The organism is Rhodococcus sp. M8 (assembly GCF_015654185.1).
GTDB classification, from domain to species: domain Bacteria; phylum Actinomycetota; class Actinomycetes; order Mycobacteriales; family Mycobacteriaceae; genus Rhodococcus; species Rhodococcus aetherivorans.
The window spans coordinates 3934822-3950482 of the sequence record NZ_CP064065.1 but is presented as its reverse complement, the minus strand read 5'-3'; the positions used below and the strand labels follow the sequence as shown (position 1 = coordinate 3950482).

At 68.4% G+C, this 15661-nt stretch carries 17 protein-coding genes; 8 read left to right on the top strand and 9 right to left on the bottom strand.

Going from position 1 to position 15661, the window contains the following annotated elements; genetic code table 11:
- Positions 1-7: 7 nt before the first annotated feature.
- The 3 genes from ISO16_RS17855 to ISO16_RS17845 form a co-directional block, all read right to left on the bottom strand.
- Complete coding sequence (locus ISO16_RS17855) at positions 8-1867, bottom strand: BCCT family transporter (protein ID WP_050036230.1); 1860 nt, start codon at positions 1865-1867, stop codon at positions 8-10.
- Between the two features lie 230 nt (positions 1868-2097).
- Positions 2098-2679 carry a lipocalin family protein gene (locus ISO16_RS17850; RefSeq protein ID WP_072633865.1) on the bottom strand — a complete coding sequence of 194 codons (582 nt, stop codon included), beginning with the start codon at positions 2677-2679 and terminating at the stop codon, positions 2098-2100.
- Positions 2680-2708: 29 nt separating this feature from the next.
- Complete coding sequence (locus ISO16_RS17845) at positions 2709-3380, bottom strand: fasciclin domain-containing protein (protein ID WP_072633864.1); 672 nt, start codon at positions 3378-3380, stop codon at positions 2709-2711.
- 147 nt (positions 3381-3527) lie between these two features.
- On the opposite strand from ISO16_RS17845, the gene ISO16_RS17840 reads away from it, so the two are divergent.
- The 3 genes from ISO16_RS17840 (at position 3528) to ISO16_RS17830 (ending at position 5685) form a co-directional block, all read left to right on the top strand.
- Complete coding sequence (locus ISO16_RS17840; RefSeq protein WP_072633863.1) at positions 3528-4157, top strand: dienelactone hydrolase family protein; 630 nt, start codon at positions 3528-3530, stop codon at positions 4155-4157.
- A gap of 219 nt (positions 4158-4376) precedes the next feature.
- Entirely contained in the window at positions 4377-4952 is a 576-nt protein-coding gene (locus tag ISO16_RS17835) for a sigma-70 family RNA polymerase sigma factor (protein ID WP_029546842.1), read from the top strand.
- A complete protein-coding gene (locus tag ISO16_RS17830; protein ID WP_072633862.1) occupies positions 4942-5685 on the top strand; it encodes an anti-sigma factor in 744 nt (247 codons plus the stop codon). Before ISO16_RS17835 ends, ISO16_RS17830 begins: the two co-directional genes overlap by 11 nt.
- Before the next feature lie 37 nt (positions 5686-5722).
- On the opposite strand, the gene ISO16_RS17825 is transcribed toward ISO16_RS17830, so the two are convergent.
- The gene (locus tag ISO16_RS17825) at positions 5723-6142 is read right to left on the bottom strand and encodes a MarR family winged helix-turn-helix transcriptional regulator (protein ID WP_072633861.1); all 420 of its coding nucleotides are present in this window, start codon (positions 6140-6142) and stop codon (positions 5723-5725) included.
- Between the two features lie 75 nt (positions 6143-6217).
- On the opposite strand from ISO16_RS17825, the gene ISO16_RS17820 reads away from it, so the two are divergent.
- The 5 genes from ISO16_RS17820 (at position 6218) to ISO16_RS17805 (ending at position 11436) form a co-directional block, all read left to right on the top strand.
- Positions 6218-8290, top strand: a complete 2073-nt coding sequence (locus ISO16_RS17820; protein WP_072633860.1) for an MMPL family transporter — start codon at positions 6218-6220, stop codon at positions 8288-8290.
- A 121-nt stretch (positions 8291-8411) separates the two neighbouring features.
- Positions 8412-8765, top strand: a complete 354-nt coding sequence (locus tag ISO16_RS17815) for an HPF/RaiA family ribosome-associated protein (protein WP_006931507.1) — start codon at positions 8412-8414, stop codon at positions 8763-8765.
- A 568-nt stretch (positions 8766-9333) separates the two neighbouring features.
- On the top strand, positions 9334-9456 hold the full coding sequence (locus ISO16_RS28950) for a hypothetical protein (protein ID WP_006931504.1): 123 nt from the start codon (positions 9334-9336) through the stop codon (positions 9454-9456).
- Positions 9457-9687: 231 nt separating this feature from the next.
- Positions 9688-9846: a hypothetical protein gene (locus ISO16_RS17810; protein ID WP_006931502.1), complete on the top strand. Its 159-nt coding sequence runs from the start codon at positions 9688-9690 to the stop codon at positions 9844-9846.
- Between the two features lie 153 nt (positions 9847-9999).
- A complete protein-coding gene (locus ISO16_RS17805) occupies positions 10000-11436 on the top strand; it encodes a hypothetical protein (RefSeq protein WP_195886168.1) in 1437 nt (478 codons plus the stop codon).
- A gap of 234 nt (positions 11437-11670) precedes the next feature.
- Here ISO16_RS17805 and ISO16_RS17800 read toward each other — a convergent pair whose 3' ends face one another.
- From ISO16_RS17800 to ISO16_RS17780, 5 genes are read right to left on the bottom strand one after another with little or no spacing between them, the layout of a single operon-like run.
- Positions 11671-12465: an SDR family oxidoreductase gene (locus ISO16_RS17800; RefSeq protein WP_072633857.1), complete on the bottom strand. Its 795-nt coding sequence runs from the start codon at positions 12463-12465 to the stop codon at positions 11671-11673.
- Positions 12462-12959: a hypothetical protein gene (locus tag ISO16_RS17795; protein WP_072633856.1), complete on the bottom strand. Its 498-nt coding sequence runs from the start codon at positions 12957-12959 to the stop codon at positions 12462-12464. The genes ISO16_RS17800 and ISO16_RS17795 overlap by 4 nt, the downstream gene beginning before the upstream one ends.
- Positions 12956-14101 carry a thiolase family protein gene (locus ISO16_RS17790; protein ID WP_006931494.1) on the bottom strand — a complete coding sequence of 382 codons (1146 nt, stop codon included), beginning with the start codon at positions 14099-14101 and terminating at the stop codon, positions 12956-12958. Before ISO16_RS17790 ends, ISO16_RS17795 begins: the two co-directional genes overlap by 4 nt.
- Positions 14098-14490 (bottom strand): Zn-ribbon domain-containing OB-fold protein, encoded by a 393-nt coding sequence (locus ISO16_RS17785; protein WP_049904081.1) that lies wholly within the window; start codon positions 14488-14490, stop codon positions 14098-14100. Before ISO16_RS17785 ends, ISO16_RS17790 begins: the two co-directional genes overlap by 4 nt.
- A 3-nt stretch (positions 14491-14493) precedes the next feature.
- Complete coding sequence (locus ISO16_RS17780) at positions 14494-15660, bottom strand: acyl-CoA dehydrogenase family protein (RefSeq protein ID WP_072633855.1); 1167 nt, start codon at positions 15658-15660, stop codon at positions 14494-14496.
- Position 15661: the final 1 nt, after the last annotated feature.

The window sequence follows — 15661 nt, the reverse complement described above, 5'->3', positions numbered from 1 at the left end:
GCGGCCGTCAGTTCGGCGCGGGCTGCCGCCCGTGTTCGGCCTCGCGCTGGGCCACACCCTCGGCGGACTCGGCGAAGTGCGGCGTGTCGAACACCTCGCCGCCCAGCGGATCCTCCGGGTGGGCGTCGTCTGCGATTGCGACCTGCCCGGTCTGCGCGTCGACGCTGACGGAATTCGCGGGCACCTCGTGCACGGCGACGACGAGGCGGGCGGGCGCACCGGGCTCCACGACTCCGTTCCGGCTCGGATCCAGGCCGGCGAACGTGGCGGAGATTCCCGGCCGGTGGCCGGCCTTGTGCCCACCCGGGGCGGCGGCCGGTTCCCGCACGGCCACCTGCAGGTACCGGGGGGCGGTGGCGACCTCGTACCGGAACGCCTTCAGCATCGACACGCACGCCAGCACCATGACGATCGAGAACGGGACCGCCGTCACGATCGACGCCGTCTGCAGGGCGGTCAGCGACCCGCTGCCGCCGACGATCAGCAGCACCGCGGCGGCCACACCCTCGAGCACCGACCAGTAGACACGGGTGATCTTCGGTGTCTCGAGGTTACCGCCGGTGGAGAGGATGTCGATCACCAGCGACCCGGAGTCCGACGACGTGACGAAGAAGAACACGACGACGACGATCGCGAGCAGACTGGTCAGGACGGACAGGGGCAGACCGTCGAGCAGCACGAACAGCGACGTGTTGGTGTCGACCGTGCCGTCGGCGGCGAGCATGTCGCCGTCGTTGCGCTGCCGCAGGATCCCGGCGTTGCCGAAGATGGTGAACCACAGCGACGCGACGAGGGTGGGGGCGAGCAGGACACCGAAGACGAACTCGCGGATCGTGCGACCGCGGGAGATGCGGGCGATGAACATACCGACGAACGGCGCCCAGCTCATCCACCAGCCCCAGTAGAAGACGGTCCACGCCCCCGACCAGCCGTCCTCGGCGAACGGCGCGGTGCGCAGCATCAGTTCGGGCAGGGCCTGCACGTAGCCGCCGAGGTTCTGCACCCACGACTGCAACAGGAACAGCGTCGGCCCGAGCAGCAGGACGAAGACCGCGAGTCCCGCCGCGAGTGCCATGTTGATGTTGGACAGCCACTTGAGGCCGCGCGAGACGCCGGACACCACCGAGAAGGTTGCCAGCCCCGTCACCCCGACGATCAGCGCGACGGTGAGCCAGTTTCCGGTCTCCACCCAGCCCAGGTAGTCGAGACCCGCGGAGATCTGCTGGACGCCGAAGCCCAGCGACGTCGCGACACCGAAAAGGGTTCCCACGATGGCGATCGCGTCGATCGCGTGCCCGATCGGACCCTCCACACGGGCGCGCCCGAGCAGCGGTTCGAGGAGCCAGCGCACGGACAGCGGACGGCCCTTGCGGTACGTCATGTACGCCAGGCCGAGGCCGACGACGACGTAGATCGCCCACGCGTGCAGGCCCCAGTGGAACAGGGTCAGCTCCATCGCCTGGTTCGCGGCGGCGTCCGTGGAGCCGGGGATGCGTCCCGCCTGCGGGGGATCCACGTAGTGCGACAGGGGTTCCGCGACACCGTAGAACACCAGTCCGATACCCATGCCGGCGCTGAAGAGCATCGCGAACCACGAGAAGGTTCCGAACTCGGGTTGCTCGTCGTCGCGGCCGAGCTTGATGTTGCCGATGCGGCTGATCCCGCAGTACAGCGCGAAGATCACGAATCCGGTGGCGATCAGGATGTACCACCAGCCGACGCCGTCGGTGACGGCGCGGTTGAGCGAATCGAACGCCCCCTCGGCCGACCCTGCGTAGACGACCGCGAAGGCGATCAGCCCCAGGATCACCAGCGAGGCGGGGACGAACACGGGCTTGCGCAAGCCTCGCCATGCGTCGCGAATCATCTTCACCAGCTCCTCGTGTCGCGGCGAGCCGGATCCGGCGCTCGGAGGGCTCACCCACGTCGCGAATCGAACCTAACAGAGCCGGCGCGCGCCCGCGGGAAACGCAGCCGAGCACCCGCGCCACCCCCGCCGGGGGCCGAATGTCACATGCGATCGATCGAGCTGATGCACTGTGACATTCGGCCGGGCGGGGCGGCACCGGTACGAGTCCGGTACGCGCAGAAGGCGGTTCACACGGTGCAGAGCGGTTTGATCTCCTGCAGGCCCTCCGTGGTGGGCGAGGTGAGCATGAGGCAGCTGTTGTAGCCCTGCTGCTCGACCACGGTCCGGATCTGCTGCCACGCAGCGTCGTCCACGACGGGCGAACGCGACAGTACGAACCCGGAGATCCGGGTCGGATCCCCCACGAACGCCCACGAGTAGTCGTCCGCGAGGTAGCTCACGATGTAGTTGCTCGGACCGTCCAGCGAATCCTGGGACGGCACACCGGGGAAGCTCACATGCAGCGACGCGGTGTCGTTGACCCGCGCGTTGCCGACGATCCCCCGTCGCTCACCGGTGACGGTGGTGCACGAGTTCTCCACCCGCACGTTGCGCTCGTCGAGCAGGGTGTAGTTCGCCGTGGTGTCGCGCACGCAGTCGAGATTGAACGGCGCGGGATTGGCGGCCAGCTGATACCAGGTGCCCATGTACCGGTTCACGTCCAGCTCCGCCACCGGGGTGAGCGGGGCTGCCTGCGCCGGTGCCGCCATGAGGGCGGCGCCCGCGGCGGCCAGGACGGCCGCCGCGAGGCCTCGGATCGTTCGTCTCACGTCGCTCCTCGGGAGTTACCGGGTCCGGGTCACTGCTGCGGCGCCGGCGGCAGCAGGACGGTGTCGATGAGGTAGACGGTCGCGTTGGCCGTCTTCACGCCGCCACAGATGACGTTGGCGTCGTTCACCTTCCATTCCTCGCCTTCACCGGTCACCTCGACGGTACCGCCCTGAACGGTGGTCTGGGTACCTTCGATGTCCGACGGCGCGATCTGGCCGGGCACGACATGGTAGGTGAGAATGGTGGTGAGGGTGGCCGTATCGGTCTTCAGGCTCTCGATGGTTGCCGGATCGACCTTGGCGAAGGCGTCGTCGACCGGCGCGAACACGGTGAACTCGCCGCTGTTGAGCGTGTCGACGAGATTCACCTGCGGGTTGAGCTGCCCGCTGATCGCCGCGTTCAACTGGGTCAGAATCGGAATGTCGGCGACGGCAGTCCCGACGGGTTGCTGCGCGATGGCCTCCAGCGAACCCGGCCCGCTGGGAACCTGCTCGGCGTACGCGGCGCAACCCGGACCCACCGGGGCCGACGCCATGGCCTCGGTGGTGGGCGACATCGCCGACGTGGCGCTCTCCATCGCCGACGTAGCCGACGTAGCCGACGACGAACCCGAGTCGTCGGACGAGCACGCCGCGACACCCATCATCGCCATTGCGCCGATTCCGACTGCCGCCAAGCTCTTTCGCGTGTTGATAACCATGGCCCCAATTCCCTTCGGTGTCGTGGTCCTTGCGACCACGTCGGTCAGGTGTGTCATCTGCCATTCGGCGCGGACGGAAGGGCGGATGGGTGGATCTGCAAGATTTTTTCGACCCATCCGATTCCGGCCGCGCTCCGAACACCCGGCATGGAGATTGCATCGAACCGGCCCCGCGCACACGTGCTGGTTCTTCCGGGTGGCAAGCCGGCCAGCACGGCCGCCGCCCGGCCGTGGCACCTGTCCGCGCTGCGGATGACCTTGCTGACCGAATCCCTGCGCTCCCGGCTGAGCATGTACGACATCACCGTCGGGCAGGTGCGCTACACCCACCGCGGATGGAACGGGGACCGGATGAGTCCCGTCCACGACGCCCTGCGCGCCCTCGACGAGGTGCACCGGCGGCGCGGCGACGTCCGGATCGGGCTCGTGGGCCACTCCATGGGCGGAAGGGTGGCGGCCCACCTCGCAGCACAGCCCGGCGTCGAGGCCGTCGTCGCGCTGGCACCGTGGTGGCCCGACAACGACGGCGCTCTCGTCCCCCCCGAGCGACGGCTGCTGGTGGTGCACGGTACCGCCGACACGAGGTGCGATCCGCGCCTGAGCGCGGTCCAGGCGGCCCAGGCCCGCGGACGCGGCGTCGATGCCCAGTTCCGGCCGCTCGCGGGGGCCGGCCACTTCCTGCTCACCAAGCCGGGCTGGTGGCATGCCGTCACCGCCGAGTTCCTCCGTGAATCCCTGGCCCCGGCCGGCCGGCGGGCAGGAGGAGACCATGCCTGACACCCCGCGCGACGTCGCAGTGATCGGCAGCGGTGGCGTCGGCCAACCGGAACGGGCCGGCGGCGTCGCGCTCGAGAATTCGTCCCGGAGGTGATCGCCTTGCTCGATTCGACTCTTGCCTCGCCCGCCGGTCCCAGCCCCCCGAACGGCCCGGCCGACGGTGGCTTGAGCCGTCCGAATCGCCCGACTAGGCTTTCGCTCGATGAGCGGACAGGGCCGATGACCGGCGTCGGCGGACGTACCGACACACTCGATGCGCTGCTCGCGCGTGTGGCGGTGCAGGACGCGGCTGCCTTCGCCGAGTTCTACGACCTGACCCGTGCCCGCGTGTACGGCATGATCCTGCGCGTCCTGCGCGATCCCGGCTACAGCGAGGAGACCGCGCAGGAGGTGTACCTGCAGGTGTGGCGCTCCGCCTCCGGTTTCGACGCCGCGCAGGGTTCGGCGCTGTCCTGGCTGATCACCCTGGCGCACCGCCGGGCCGTCGACCGGGTGCGGTCCGAGCAGTCCGGGGCCGACCGCGAGGCCCGCTACGGCGCGAGCAACGTCGACGCGGCGTTCGACGTCGTCAGCGAGGAGGCGGTCCGGCGCGAGGACCGGCAGCAGGTCGCCCACTGTCTGGGCACGCTGACCGATCTGCAACGTCGCTCCGTCGAACTGGCCTACTTCGGTGGGCTGACGTACCGCGAGGTGTCCGAACAACTTTCGGTCACGCTACCGACCGTGAAATCGAGAATCCGAGACGGACTGCTCCGTCTGCGCAAGTGTCTGGGGGTGCAGGGCGATGACGAGTGAGGCCCGGCCCGGTTTCGGCGATGTGGACCGCGAACTGACGGACCTCGCGGTCGTGTACGCGCTCGACGCGGTGTCCGATGCCGAACGCCGCAGCATCGAGGCCCGAGTGGCCGAAGCCGATCCCGAAGTGGCGGCGGCGTTCGCCCGGGAGACGGCGGCCGTCCGGGAGACCATGGCCGTGGTGTCCGCGTCGACGGCCACCGAGCCGCCGGCAGGTCTGCGCGAGCGTCTGCTGGACGCGATCGCCGCCGAATCCGGTCCGCCGGCCGCACCGATCTCGCTGGACGAGCGACGCGGCCGGCGCCGCAACTTCCTGCTCGCCGCGGCGGCCGCACTGCTCGTCGCCGTGGGCGGATTCGCCGTCGTCACCCAGGTGCAGGAGAACACCGCACCCACCTCGGCACAGGTGTTCGCGGCGGAGGACGTGCGCACCACGTCGGGTGAGATCGAGGGTGGCGGAGTCGCGACGGTCGTGTACTCGAAGGAAGCCGACGCCGGGGTGCTGGTGATGAACAACGTGGCGCCGCCCGCCGAGGGCAGCGTCTACCAGATGTGGCTGATCACCCCCGAGGGCCCGGAGTCCGCGGGCATCATGGACGCCGAGGCGGTGGCGCCGTCCACCACGGCCGTCCTCGAGGGGGTCGGGCATTCGACCGCCCTGGCATTCAGCGTCGAACCGCCGGGCGGGTCGGCGCAGCCGACGCAGATCTTCGCCCAACTGCCGCTGGGCTGACCCGAGGGGACAGACCTGCCCGCACCTTCGCGGCGGCTCAGCGCTGTGCCGATCGGACCAGTTCGATCAGAAGGGAGCGCAAGGTGTCGGGGTCGGACACCACCGCGGTCGGCTGCGCATCGGTGCGCTCGAGTTCGATCATCGCCCGGTACAGCTCGTATCCCGATTCGGTGATCCGGACGCGCATGCGCCGCTCGTCGGCGGGATCGACGGTGCGCGTGGCGAATCCGGACCGCTCGAGGTGCTCGACGGTCCGGCTCATCGTCTGGTCGGTCACGCGGCAGGCCCGGGCGATCTCCCGCTGGGAGCGTGGACCGTCGGCGATCGTGTGCAGGGCCACCAGCCCGGCGTGGGTGAGACCGTGGGCGCGCAGAGTCGACTCCCAGGCCTGCTCCACCAGCCGGGCGGCCGTGGACAGCAGCCGGCCGGTCGGCCAGCTCTCGAGATCGTCGGTCATGAGATACCTTTTCACTATTGTTCAGTTAGCTGAGTAATCTGGGCTCGGCGTATTTCGAATTCTCCTGGAGGAAGATTGAACACCGTCACCGCGCCGGCCCGTTCACCTCGTCGCATCCGCTGGCTGCTTCCGGCGCTGCTGCTCATCGCGTGGCTCGCGATCGCCGGCGCCGGCGGCCCCTTCGCCGGCAAGCTCAGCGAAGTCCAGCAGAACGACAACAGCTCGTTCCTCCCGGCCTCCGCGGAATCCACCCGGGCGGGCGAGCTCTATGCGGACTTCACCGACACCCGGTACGTGCCCGCGATCGTCGTGGCCGAACGCCCCTCCGGCATCACCCCCGACGACCTCGCCTACCTCGCGGGGGCGTCGGCCGGCCCGCCGCCGGTCCCGGCGCAGGACGGTCAGGCCGCACGCATGATCGTCCCGATCGACAGCACCGGAGAGGTCGGGGACGCCGTCGACGAACTGCGCGCCGAGCTCGCCGATCCGCCCGAGGGGCTGACGGTCTACGTCACCGGTCCCGCCGGGCAGATCGCCGATCTGACGACGGCGTTCGAAGGCATCGACGGCCTGCTGCTGCTGGTCGCCGGTGGTGTGGTGCTGCTGATCCTCGTCGTCGTCTACCGCAGTCCCCTGCTGCCGTTCGTGGTGATCCTCTCGGCGGTGTTCGCCCTCACGCTGGCGAGCCTGCTCGTGTACCTGCTGGCGGGCGCCGACGTCATCGCCCTCAACGGACAGAGCCAGGGCATCCTGTTCATCCTCGTCTTCGGCGCCGCGACCGACTATGCGCTGCTGCTGGTGTCCCGCTACCGCGAGGAACTGCGCCTCGAGCAGGACCGGTTCGCCGCGATGCGCACCGCGTGGCGAGCCACGCTGGAGCCGATCGCCGCGTCGGCGGGCACCGTCATCGCCGGCGTGCTGTGCCTGTTGCTGTCCGACCTGAACTCCAACCGCGGCCTCGGCCCCGTCGCCGCGATCGGCATCGTCGCCTCGTTCGTCGCCTCCATGACGTTCCTGCCGTCCGCACTGGTGCTCCTCGGCCGGGCCGCGTTCTGGCCGAAGCGGCCGACGGCCGACCCCGACGCCGATCGGGACGACCTGGCGTCGGCGCATCGGTTCTGGAACGGGCTCGCACAGCGGGTCGGCGCCCATCCGCGGCGGATCTGGGTGGTGTCGAGCCTCGTCCTCGTCGGCTTCGCGATGCTGCTGCCGCAGTTCAAGGCCGACGGCGTCGCCCAGTCGGAGATCTTCCTGCTCGAGACCGACTACGTGACCGGCCAGGAGATGCTCGGCAGGCACTTCGACGCCGGCACCGGCTCCCCCACCGTGATCATCACCCGCGAGTCCGCGGCCGGCGACGTCGCCGCCGCCGCCCGCGTCGAGGGCGTCACCGAGGTGGCGCCGGTGACCGGCCCGGACGGTGCGACGACCGTCGTCGACGGCCGCGTCGCGCTGCAGGCGACCCTCTCGGATCCCGCCGACTCGACGGCCGCCGAGAACACCGTCGAGCGCATCCGCGACGCGGTCGGCGGAGTGCCGGGGGCCGAGGCCCTCGTGGGCGGGACCACGGCGGTCGATCTGGACACCAAGAACACCGCCACCCGCGACCGCACGGTGATCATTCCCGTCGTCATCGCGGTGGTGCTGCTGATCCTGATCCTGCTGCTGCGGGCCCTCGTCGCGCCGGTGCTGCTGATGCTGACGGTCGTCGTGTCCTTCGCGGCGACCCTCGGCGTGTCGTCGCTGGTCTTCGACCATCTGCTCGGGTTCCCCGGCGCCGACCCGGTGGTGCCGCTGTTCGGCTTCGTCTTCCTCGTCGCGCTGGGCATCGACTACAACATCTTCCTGATGACCCGGGTGCGGGAGGAGAGCGCCCGGGTGGGCACCCGGCGCGGCACGCTGCGGGCCCTGACCGTGACCGGCGGGGTGATCACCTCCGCAGGCATCGTCCTGGCCGCAACGTTCTCGGCGCTGGCGGTGATCCCGCTGCTGTTCCTCGCGCAGATCGCGTTCATCGTCGCGTTCGGCGTGCTGCTCGACGCACTGCTGGTCCGGTCGCTGCTCGTGCCGGCACTGACGATCGACATCGGAAAGCGGATCTGGTGGCCGAGCACGCTCGCGCGCAGGGAACCGGAGGAGGTGGGCTGACACGGCCGGCCTGGTTGCTCACCCGTACCGAGTTCGGGTGGAATCGACACGACGCAGCGCGCGAAGGCACGGAGAACGACCTCCGGCCGTACCGACGCGCTCGAGAAGGAGACAGCTCGCGATGCAGATCCAGCTCAACAAGGACAGCCACATCCAGATCGACGACGACATCGCCCGTCGCCTCGAGGAGGAGTTGGAGTCCGCACTGAACCGGTTCGCCGACCGGATCACCCGGGTGGAGATCCACCTCAGCGACGAGAACGCGGACAAGTTCGGCACCACGGACAAGCGTTGTCTCCTCGAGGCGCGGATCGCCGGCCAGCAACCGATCGCGGTCACCCACAACGCGGGATCGGTGAAGGAGGCCTTCGACGGCGCCGTGCACCGCCTCCGCAGCCTGCTCGATTCCAAGCTCGGCCGCTCGACCGACCACAAGGGCGGCCCCTCCATCCGTCACATGGAGGTCGACGAGTAGACGACTCTCCCGGGAGTCGTCGGGACGAGAATCGCCGCGCCGCAGTTCCTCGTTCCGCACGGTCGACCGTTCAGGACGGCACGACGTGTCCCGCAACACCGCCCCCGACGGCATTGCGGGACACGCCGGGAGCCGCCGACCCGGCACGGCAGGTATCGCCGGCGCGGACACGACCCCACGGGACCGAGCGTGTTCAGCTCAACCCGACACCGAGACCGAACGTCACGCTCAGCCACTTGAGGAACGCGCTGAATGCAACGCCCAGATCGAATCCGGCAGACATCGGACTCTCCTTCACCCTCGAAGATCCCGACCCGACCTCAGTGTATTACCCTCGAAAGAGTCACACCACCAACGGATTTCGGGCAAATACCCCGGAGGGGACTTCTCGGGCGGTGGCGCGTGCTACGGCCCGAACCCCCACCACCTCGAAAACAGCGCGTCTCCGGCGGCACCGCCACCGCGGGCGGGCACCGACGCCGGGCGCCGTTCCGGCGAACTGGACTTTATTTTTTTGTTGGGTATGGTCGTGGCCAGTTTGCGATTGCCGATTCGGAAAGGATTGACAATGGCCGCCAAGCCCGCCGTCAAGAGTTCCAAACAGTCCGCCCGCACCCTGAAGGAGCGGCGCGCGGAAAAACGAGCCAAGGCGCTCGAGTCCACCCAGTTCCTCCGCAAGCGGAAGAGCTGACCGCGGATCGACGACGACCGATCCGAACGAAATGGATTTCACAACAACAGTTCTCGAGAGACTCTACGCGCAGCTCGGAATCGAGATCGCCCTCGTGGACCCCGGGGACGAATTCCTTCCGGGATATCACCGGGGAATTCGGACCGCGCGCCTGTACGTCCTCGACGAATTGGCTCGCCATTCCGCACTGCCTGCCACCATCAGAAAAACGACGAGAGAATCGCATCTCCCATGAACACGGCACAGCACGCGCTCGGGAGAATTCGAGCGAACCTGGAAAATGATCTGGAGACACTCGCCCGCGCCGAGCACACCCGCGGGTTCCGCCGGGGACTGCGTGAGGCGTTGACTCGCGTGACGGAACTCGAGGACGCCACCGCCGCGGGCTGACCCTCCGGATCCCTCCGCCCCGGCCCGGGCGCTGCGTCCCCGGGCCGGGGCGGAGCGCTTCGCGCCGGAGGCGCCGACCTCGTCCCCGTGCCGAAAGCGAAGAATCAGATGCCGCGCCGGTATACCGATGTTGTTGCCACGCACGCCGAACCGATGCCCTCCCCGGCTCGGGCCGGGGTGCTGAAGGTGATGTTCCTGCCGCTGGACGTAGCAGCGAGCAGGCTTCCTCCCGCCGCCGTTCCCGCCGTTGCCGGCACGGAGCCGTTCCTCCCGGCACGCATAGCCGACGCGCCCGGTGCCGATCACGTCGAGCAGGCACCGAGCCTGCTGGCGTTCCGGCACCTCACGGATCCCGGCGACGGCCCCGTCGCCTTCGGACCGGTCCGGCGTCCGGCGGCGGACACTCCACCGTCGGCGCCCGGCCGGACCCGTGTCGGCGCGCCCGGCGCGTGTGCGTCCCTGTGGGAGGTGCCCGGCGGCGGACTGGTGCTGGTGTGCGAGGAGTTGACCGCCGAGGCGCCCGGCACCGTGCTGACCTGGCACAGCGATCCCCTCTTCGACGGTGCCGACACCGGATTCCGTCGTGCGCTCGACGCATTTCTGGCGCCGTTCCGGGTGACCGCCGATGCCGGCCTGGTCGACGTGTTCCCCCGGCTCGACACCCGGCTGCCCGACCCCGCGGTGTACCGCCCGCTCCGCGAGGTGGTCGTTCGCACCGCTCGTCCGCTTGCGGCCGAGCGCACCGTCGAGGGACTGGTCGTGGAGGTCGCCGGGGACGGGTCCGATGCGGTGCGCCGGCTCGTCGGACCTCCCCGCTCCGGCACCCTCGCCGACGGGGTGTCGCGGGCATCCGGACGGTTGCTCATCTGGCATCCGGAACCGTTGGCCGATGCGCCGGTGCGGGCCGGGGCGCGGCTGGGCGTCCGCGACGACGCCCGGGCGATGCTGGTCGATCTCGGCGCCGCAGACCGTCACGGTTACCTCGGGGACGGCACCCGCGAGATGCTCTACCACCTGATCTGCTGGGTCGGCGCCCGGGCACACCTGCACACCGATCGGCGCCGGCTGCTCGGGCACCTGCGCACCCACCGCTCACACGACCGTGCGCAGCTCCTCACCGCGCTCGACGAGGTGGCCGACGTGCGTGCGCGCCTGGTCGAGGTGGCGCTGCTGTGCGCTCCCCCCGACGACGCCCCGGGACGGATCGCGCCGACGCGGTTGCGCTCGTTGCTCGCGCACCGGGCGAGCGCGGAGATCGACGGGGCACAAGCCGAGTTGACCGAGCTGTGCGCCACCGCCGACCTGGTGCTGCACCGGCGCCTGCACACCGCTCGCCCCCGGCCGCAGCCGCTGCCCCCCACGCCCGCCGTCCTGTCGGCGATCGCACTTCCGGCAGCGGCGACGGCGGCGCTGCTCGTCCCGCTGCAGCATCTGCACCCCCCGGCGCTCGTGCCGGCCGCCGTGTCCGCCGCCCTGGCCGTGGCGTTCCTGGCGGCGCCGCGACGAGACGGTGATGCCGCCGGACTCGTGCCGTTCCGGCGTCGGGGCCCGCGGGCGCTGCGCCGCAGGGACGCCGGACCCGGGGTGTAAAGAATTCGTCAGGACATCGGCCGCGGGCGTCAAGATTCCGTATGGATCGCGGTCCACGGACGGGCGCGGTGCGACAGTCATCGGTGACATCGGCTACCAGCGTGGCGACGACCTTGTTCGTAAGATCGTTCGGATTCGCGTAAACGGGATTGGAAGGCATGCTGACCCTTTCGTGGTGTTCTGGCTTCAGCTGAAAGGGCGGTCTTCTGCGCAATGTCCGGACGGGTCTTCTCGTTACGCGGAGACGGTGTCCTTTCTGATCGAGCCGCTGATGCTTCGACCCCCGCATACCGGAATGCTCTGCCCGGTCACGTAACCGGCGTTGGCGTCGCCGAGGAAGGCAACCGCGCGGGCCACATCGATGGGCCGTCCTACCCGGCCGACCGGGATGGAGTGCCGGACCCGATCGAGGATGTGGGCGGGCATCGAATTCGACATCGGTGTTTCGATGAACCCGGGTGCAATGCAGTTGACGGTGATGCCGTCGGGCGCCAGGGACAACGACAGGCTTCTACTCACGCCGGCGATCCCACCCTTGGAGGCGGCATAGTTGGTGGAGCCGAAGTTGCCCAGCCAGGCACGCGAAGTCAACGAGATGATCCGGCCACTTCCTGAGCAGCGCAGCGCTGGCAGAGCTGCGGCGGTGGTGGTCAGCATCCCGATCAGATTGACCTCGATGACCTGGCGGAAAACCGCGGGGTCCATTTTCTCGATGCGGGCGTCCTTGAGGATTCCCGCGCAGTTCACCAGAACGTCGAGTCCACCGAGATCGGCGACGGTGGCATCGACCGCGGCTTGTATGGACTGCCGGTCGGCGAGGTCTGCGGCTCGGGCCGACACAGCTACACCGGTTGCGTCGGCGATGTCGTTCGCTACGGTTTGCAATGCAACTTCGGAGATGTCCGACAGCCCTAGGCTGTATCCGAGTTCGGCCAGGTGTTCGGCGATACCCCGTCCGATGCCGCCCGCAGCGCCGGTGATGAAGGCGACACGAGCACGCGGCGTGGATTGCTGGTGGTCGGGGTTCATGGGTGCAGCCTCCCGAGGTCGGCGCCATTGGCGGCGTAAATTTCTTGGCCGGTCACCGCAGTGGCATGCTCAGCGGTCACCGTGGCGATCAGCTCGGTAACGGCCGGCTCGTTGGGGTCGGTGTCGAAGAAGATCGCGTTCGCGGCACCGCCGTGCCGCTGCAACTCGATCGCGACCGACCGGACGAAGCTGATCAGAGCCCCCGTAACCGCGCAATCCAATGGTCTGAGCGGATCCCCCAAGGCCGCAGACGCGGGGGCGAGGACGACCACCCGACCGCGACCGTGTGTTCCGGTTATCGACGGCCAGTGATGCTGAACGGCGGAGAACGCGGACAGCAGCGGATGTGCCACCGCATGCTCGAGGTCTGCGGTGTCGAGCGTCTGATCACCGTCTGCGCCGCGGAAGACGAGCACCACTACCGGGGAGGCGGCTACATCGGCGGGGTTCGCGGGATCGGTGAGGTCGATTGTAGTGACCGTGGAGGCAGTCATCGCGTCACCAGCAGGACTGTGACCGAGCCACCGTCGGTGCCGCTGACGGTGCCTCCCTTGCAATAGGCGAGCCCGACGTTCGCTTCGTCGACTTGCCGTCTACCGGCTCGGTGGGTGAGTTGCCAGGTGAGCTCGCAGATCTGCGCGACGCCGGTGGCACCCACCGGGTGTCCACGGCTGAGGAGGCCGCCGCTGGCGTTGACGGGAAGTTTGCCCCCGATCGAGGTGTTACCGCTCTCTGTCCATCGCCCACCCTCACCGACCGGGACGACGCCGAGGCCTTCCAGGCGCACGATCTCGGCGATGGTGAAGCAGTCGTGCATCTCCACCAGGTCGATGTCTTCCGGCCCGTATCCGGTGATGTTCCACGCCTGTTCACCCGCTCGACGAGAGACGTCCTCGTCGTTGAGGTTGGTGTCGGCAGTGACGATTTTGCCGCTGACCAGGGCGCAGCCGGCGATACGCGGAGCTGATGAACGCCCTAGTCTGGCGAGACCGGCCGCACTGCACAGAACCACTGCGGCGGCACCGTCGCTGATGGGACTGCAATCGAGAAGTCCCAGTGGCTCGGCGATGGTGCGGGCGTCGAGAACTTCCTGCAAACTGATCGGTCGCTGGTATTGAGCGAACGGGTTGTGCACCGAGTGGGCGTGATTCTTCACGGCCACCGCGGCGATCTGCTCGCGAGTGGCACCGTGGTCGGACATATACCGCCGCGCACTCATTCCATGATTGGCGGCCATGACCAGGCCGTTGATGGCATCGAGGTCCGTCGGGTCGGGCATGACGCCGCCGGAGACACGGTCGGTCATCTTCTCCGCACCGATGACCAAGACGATGTCATACAGCCCGGCCTTGATCGCGATCCACGCTTCGCGGATCGCGGTCGCCCCGCTGGCGCAGTAATTTTCGTGGTTGGAGACGGGAAGTCCGCCAAGACCCATCTGCGCCGCGACGCGTTGACCGGCGACCGGGCCGCCGAACACGTGCCCGACGTAGACGGATTCGATATCCTTGGTGGTCACGCCCGCGTCGGACATCGCTTCGCGGGCAGCGCCGACGGCGAGTTTCTCGAACGTGATGTCGACGGGGTATTTGCCGAATCGCACCATGCCGGCGCCGGCGATGTAGGTCTCGCTCATCGGTTCTCCTCGGTGCCCCGGAATCGGTACCACCACAGTGGTTCTCCGGAGGAATCGGTCTTCAACGTAAACAACTCGACGGCAACTTCGTCGTCGATCGCGACGGTGCCTGTCGCCGCGCCCAACAACCGGACACCGTCGTCGAGATCGACGGTCACCAAGGTGTAGGGCGTCTGTAACGGGGGCGGAGCCTGGTGAACGATGGTCCAGCTGGTGACTCGACCTCGGTCGGCCAGAAGGACGTTGTCGACGGCGTCGGCGCCGCAAATGGGGCACAGCGGCCGCTCCGGGAACGAACGCCGGCTGCACGCCCGGCAGGCGATACCCTTGAGGCCCTGGGGCTCCAAGCTGACAACGTCGCTTCTCAGTGGTGAACCCGTGGAAGTCATGGGCTACATTCCGCCTCTCTGGACCAGCTGCGCTGCAATGATGTTCTTCTGAATTTCATTCGTACCCTCGCCGACGATCATCAGGGGGGCGTCGCGGAAGTACCGCTCGATGTCGTACTCGGTCGAGTAGCCGTATCCGCCGTGAATGCGCAGCGCGGACAGCGCGACCTCCATCGCGGTCTCGGAGGCGAACAATTTCGCCATTCCCGCCTCCATGTCACATCGGAGTCCGGCGTCGAATCGACTGGCGGCAAACATGGTCAGCTGACGCGCGGCAGTGAGTTTGGTTGCCATGTCGGCAAGTTGGTGACCGATTGCCTGATGCTTCCAGATCGGCTTGCCGAACGACTGCCGATCCTGTGCGTATTGCAGCGCGTCTTCGAGCGCGGCGCGGCCGACCCCGAGGGCGCGGGAGGCGACCTGGATCCGGCCGGTCTCGAGGCCCTTCATCATCTGGGCGAAGCCGTGGCCCTCGGCGCCGCCGAGTACGGCCGAAGAGGGAACTCGGAAGTTGTCGAAGGAGAGCTCGCAGCTCTCGACGCCCTTGTATCCGAGCTTGGGGAGGTCACGCGAGACGGTCAGTCCGGGGCCGTGCTCGACGAGCAGGATGGAGATGCCCTTGTGCGTCGGGGTGGCCTGGGGGTCGGTCTTGCAGAGCAGGGCGATGAGGCCGGAGCGGCGCGCATTGCTGATCCAGGTCTTCGAACCGTTGACGAGGTATTCGTCCCGTTCGAGGCGTGCATGGGTACGCATCGCCTGGAGGTCGGATCCGCCGCCGGGTTCGGTCAGGGCCATGGTCGCGCGCAGTTCGCCGGTGGCCATCCGAGGAAGGTAGGTGGCCTTCTGGTCGGGGGTTCCGAAGGTGGTGAGCAGTTTCGCGACGACGGTGTGACCGCCCATGGCGCCGGCCAAGCTCATCCAGCCGCGCGAGAGCTCCTCGGTGACCTGGACATAGCACGGCATCGAAACCGGAGCGCCCCCGAACTGCTCGGGAATGGCCAGCCCGTAGATGCCGATCTTCTTCATCTGTTCGATGAATTCCTCGGGGTACTCGTTCTGGTGTTCCATCTCGTGTACGACTGGCTTCACATCGCGGTCGATGAAGTCGCGGACGGTCTGGACGAGGAGTTGTTCTTCCTCAGGGATGTCGATATTCACGTGAGAGTCCATC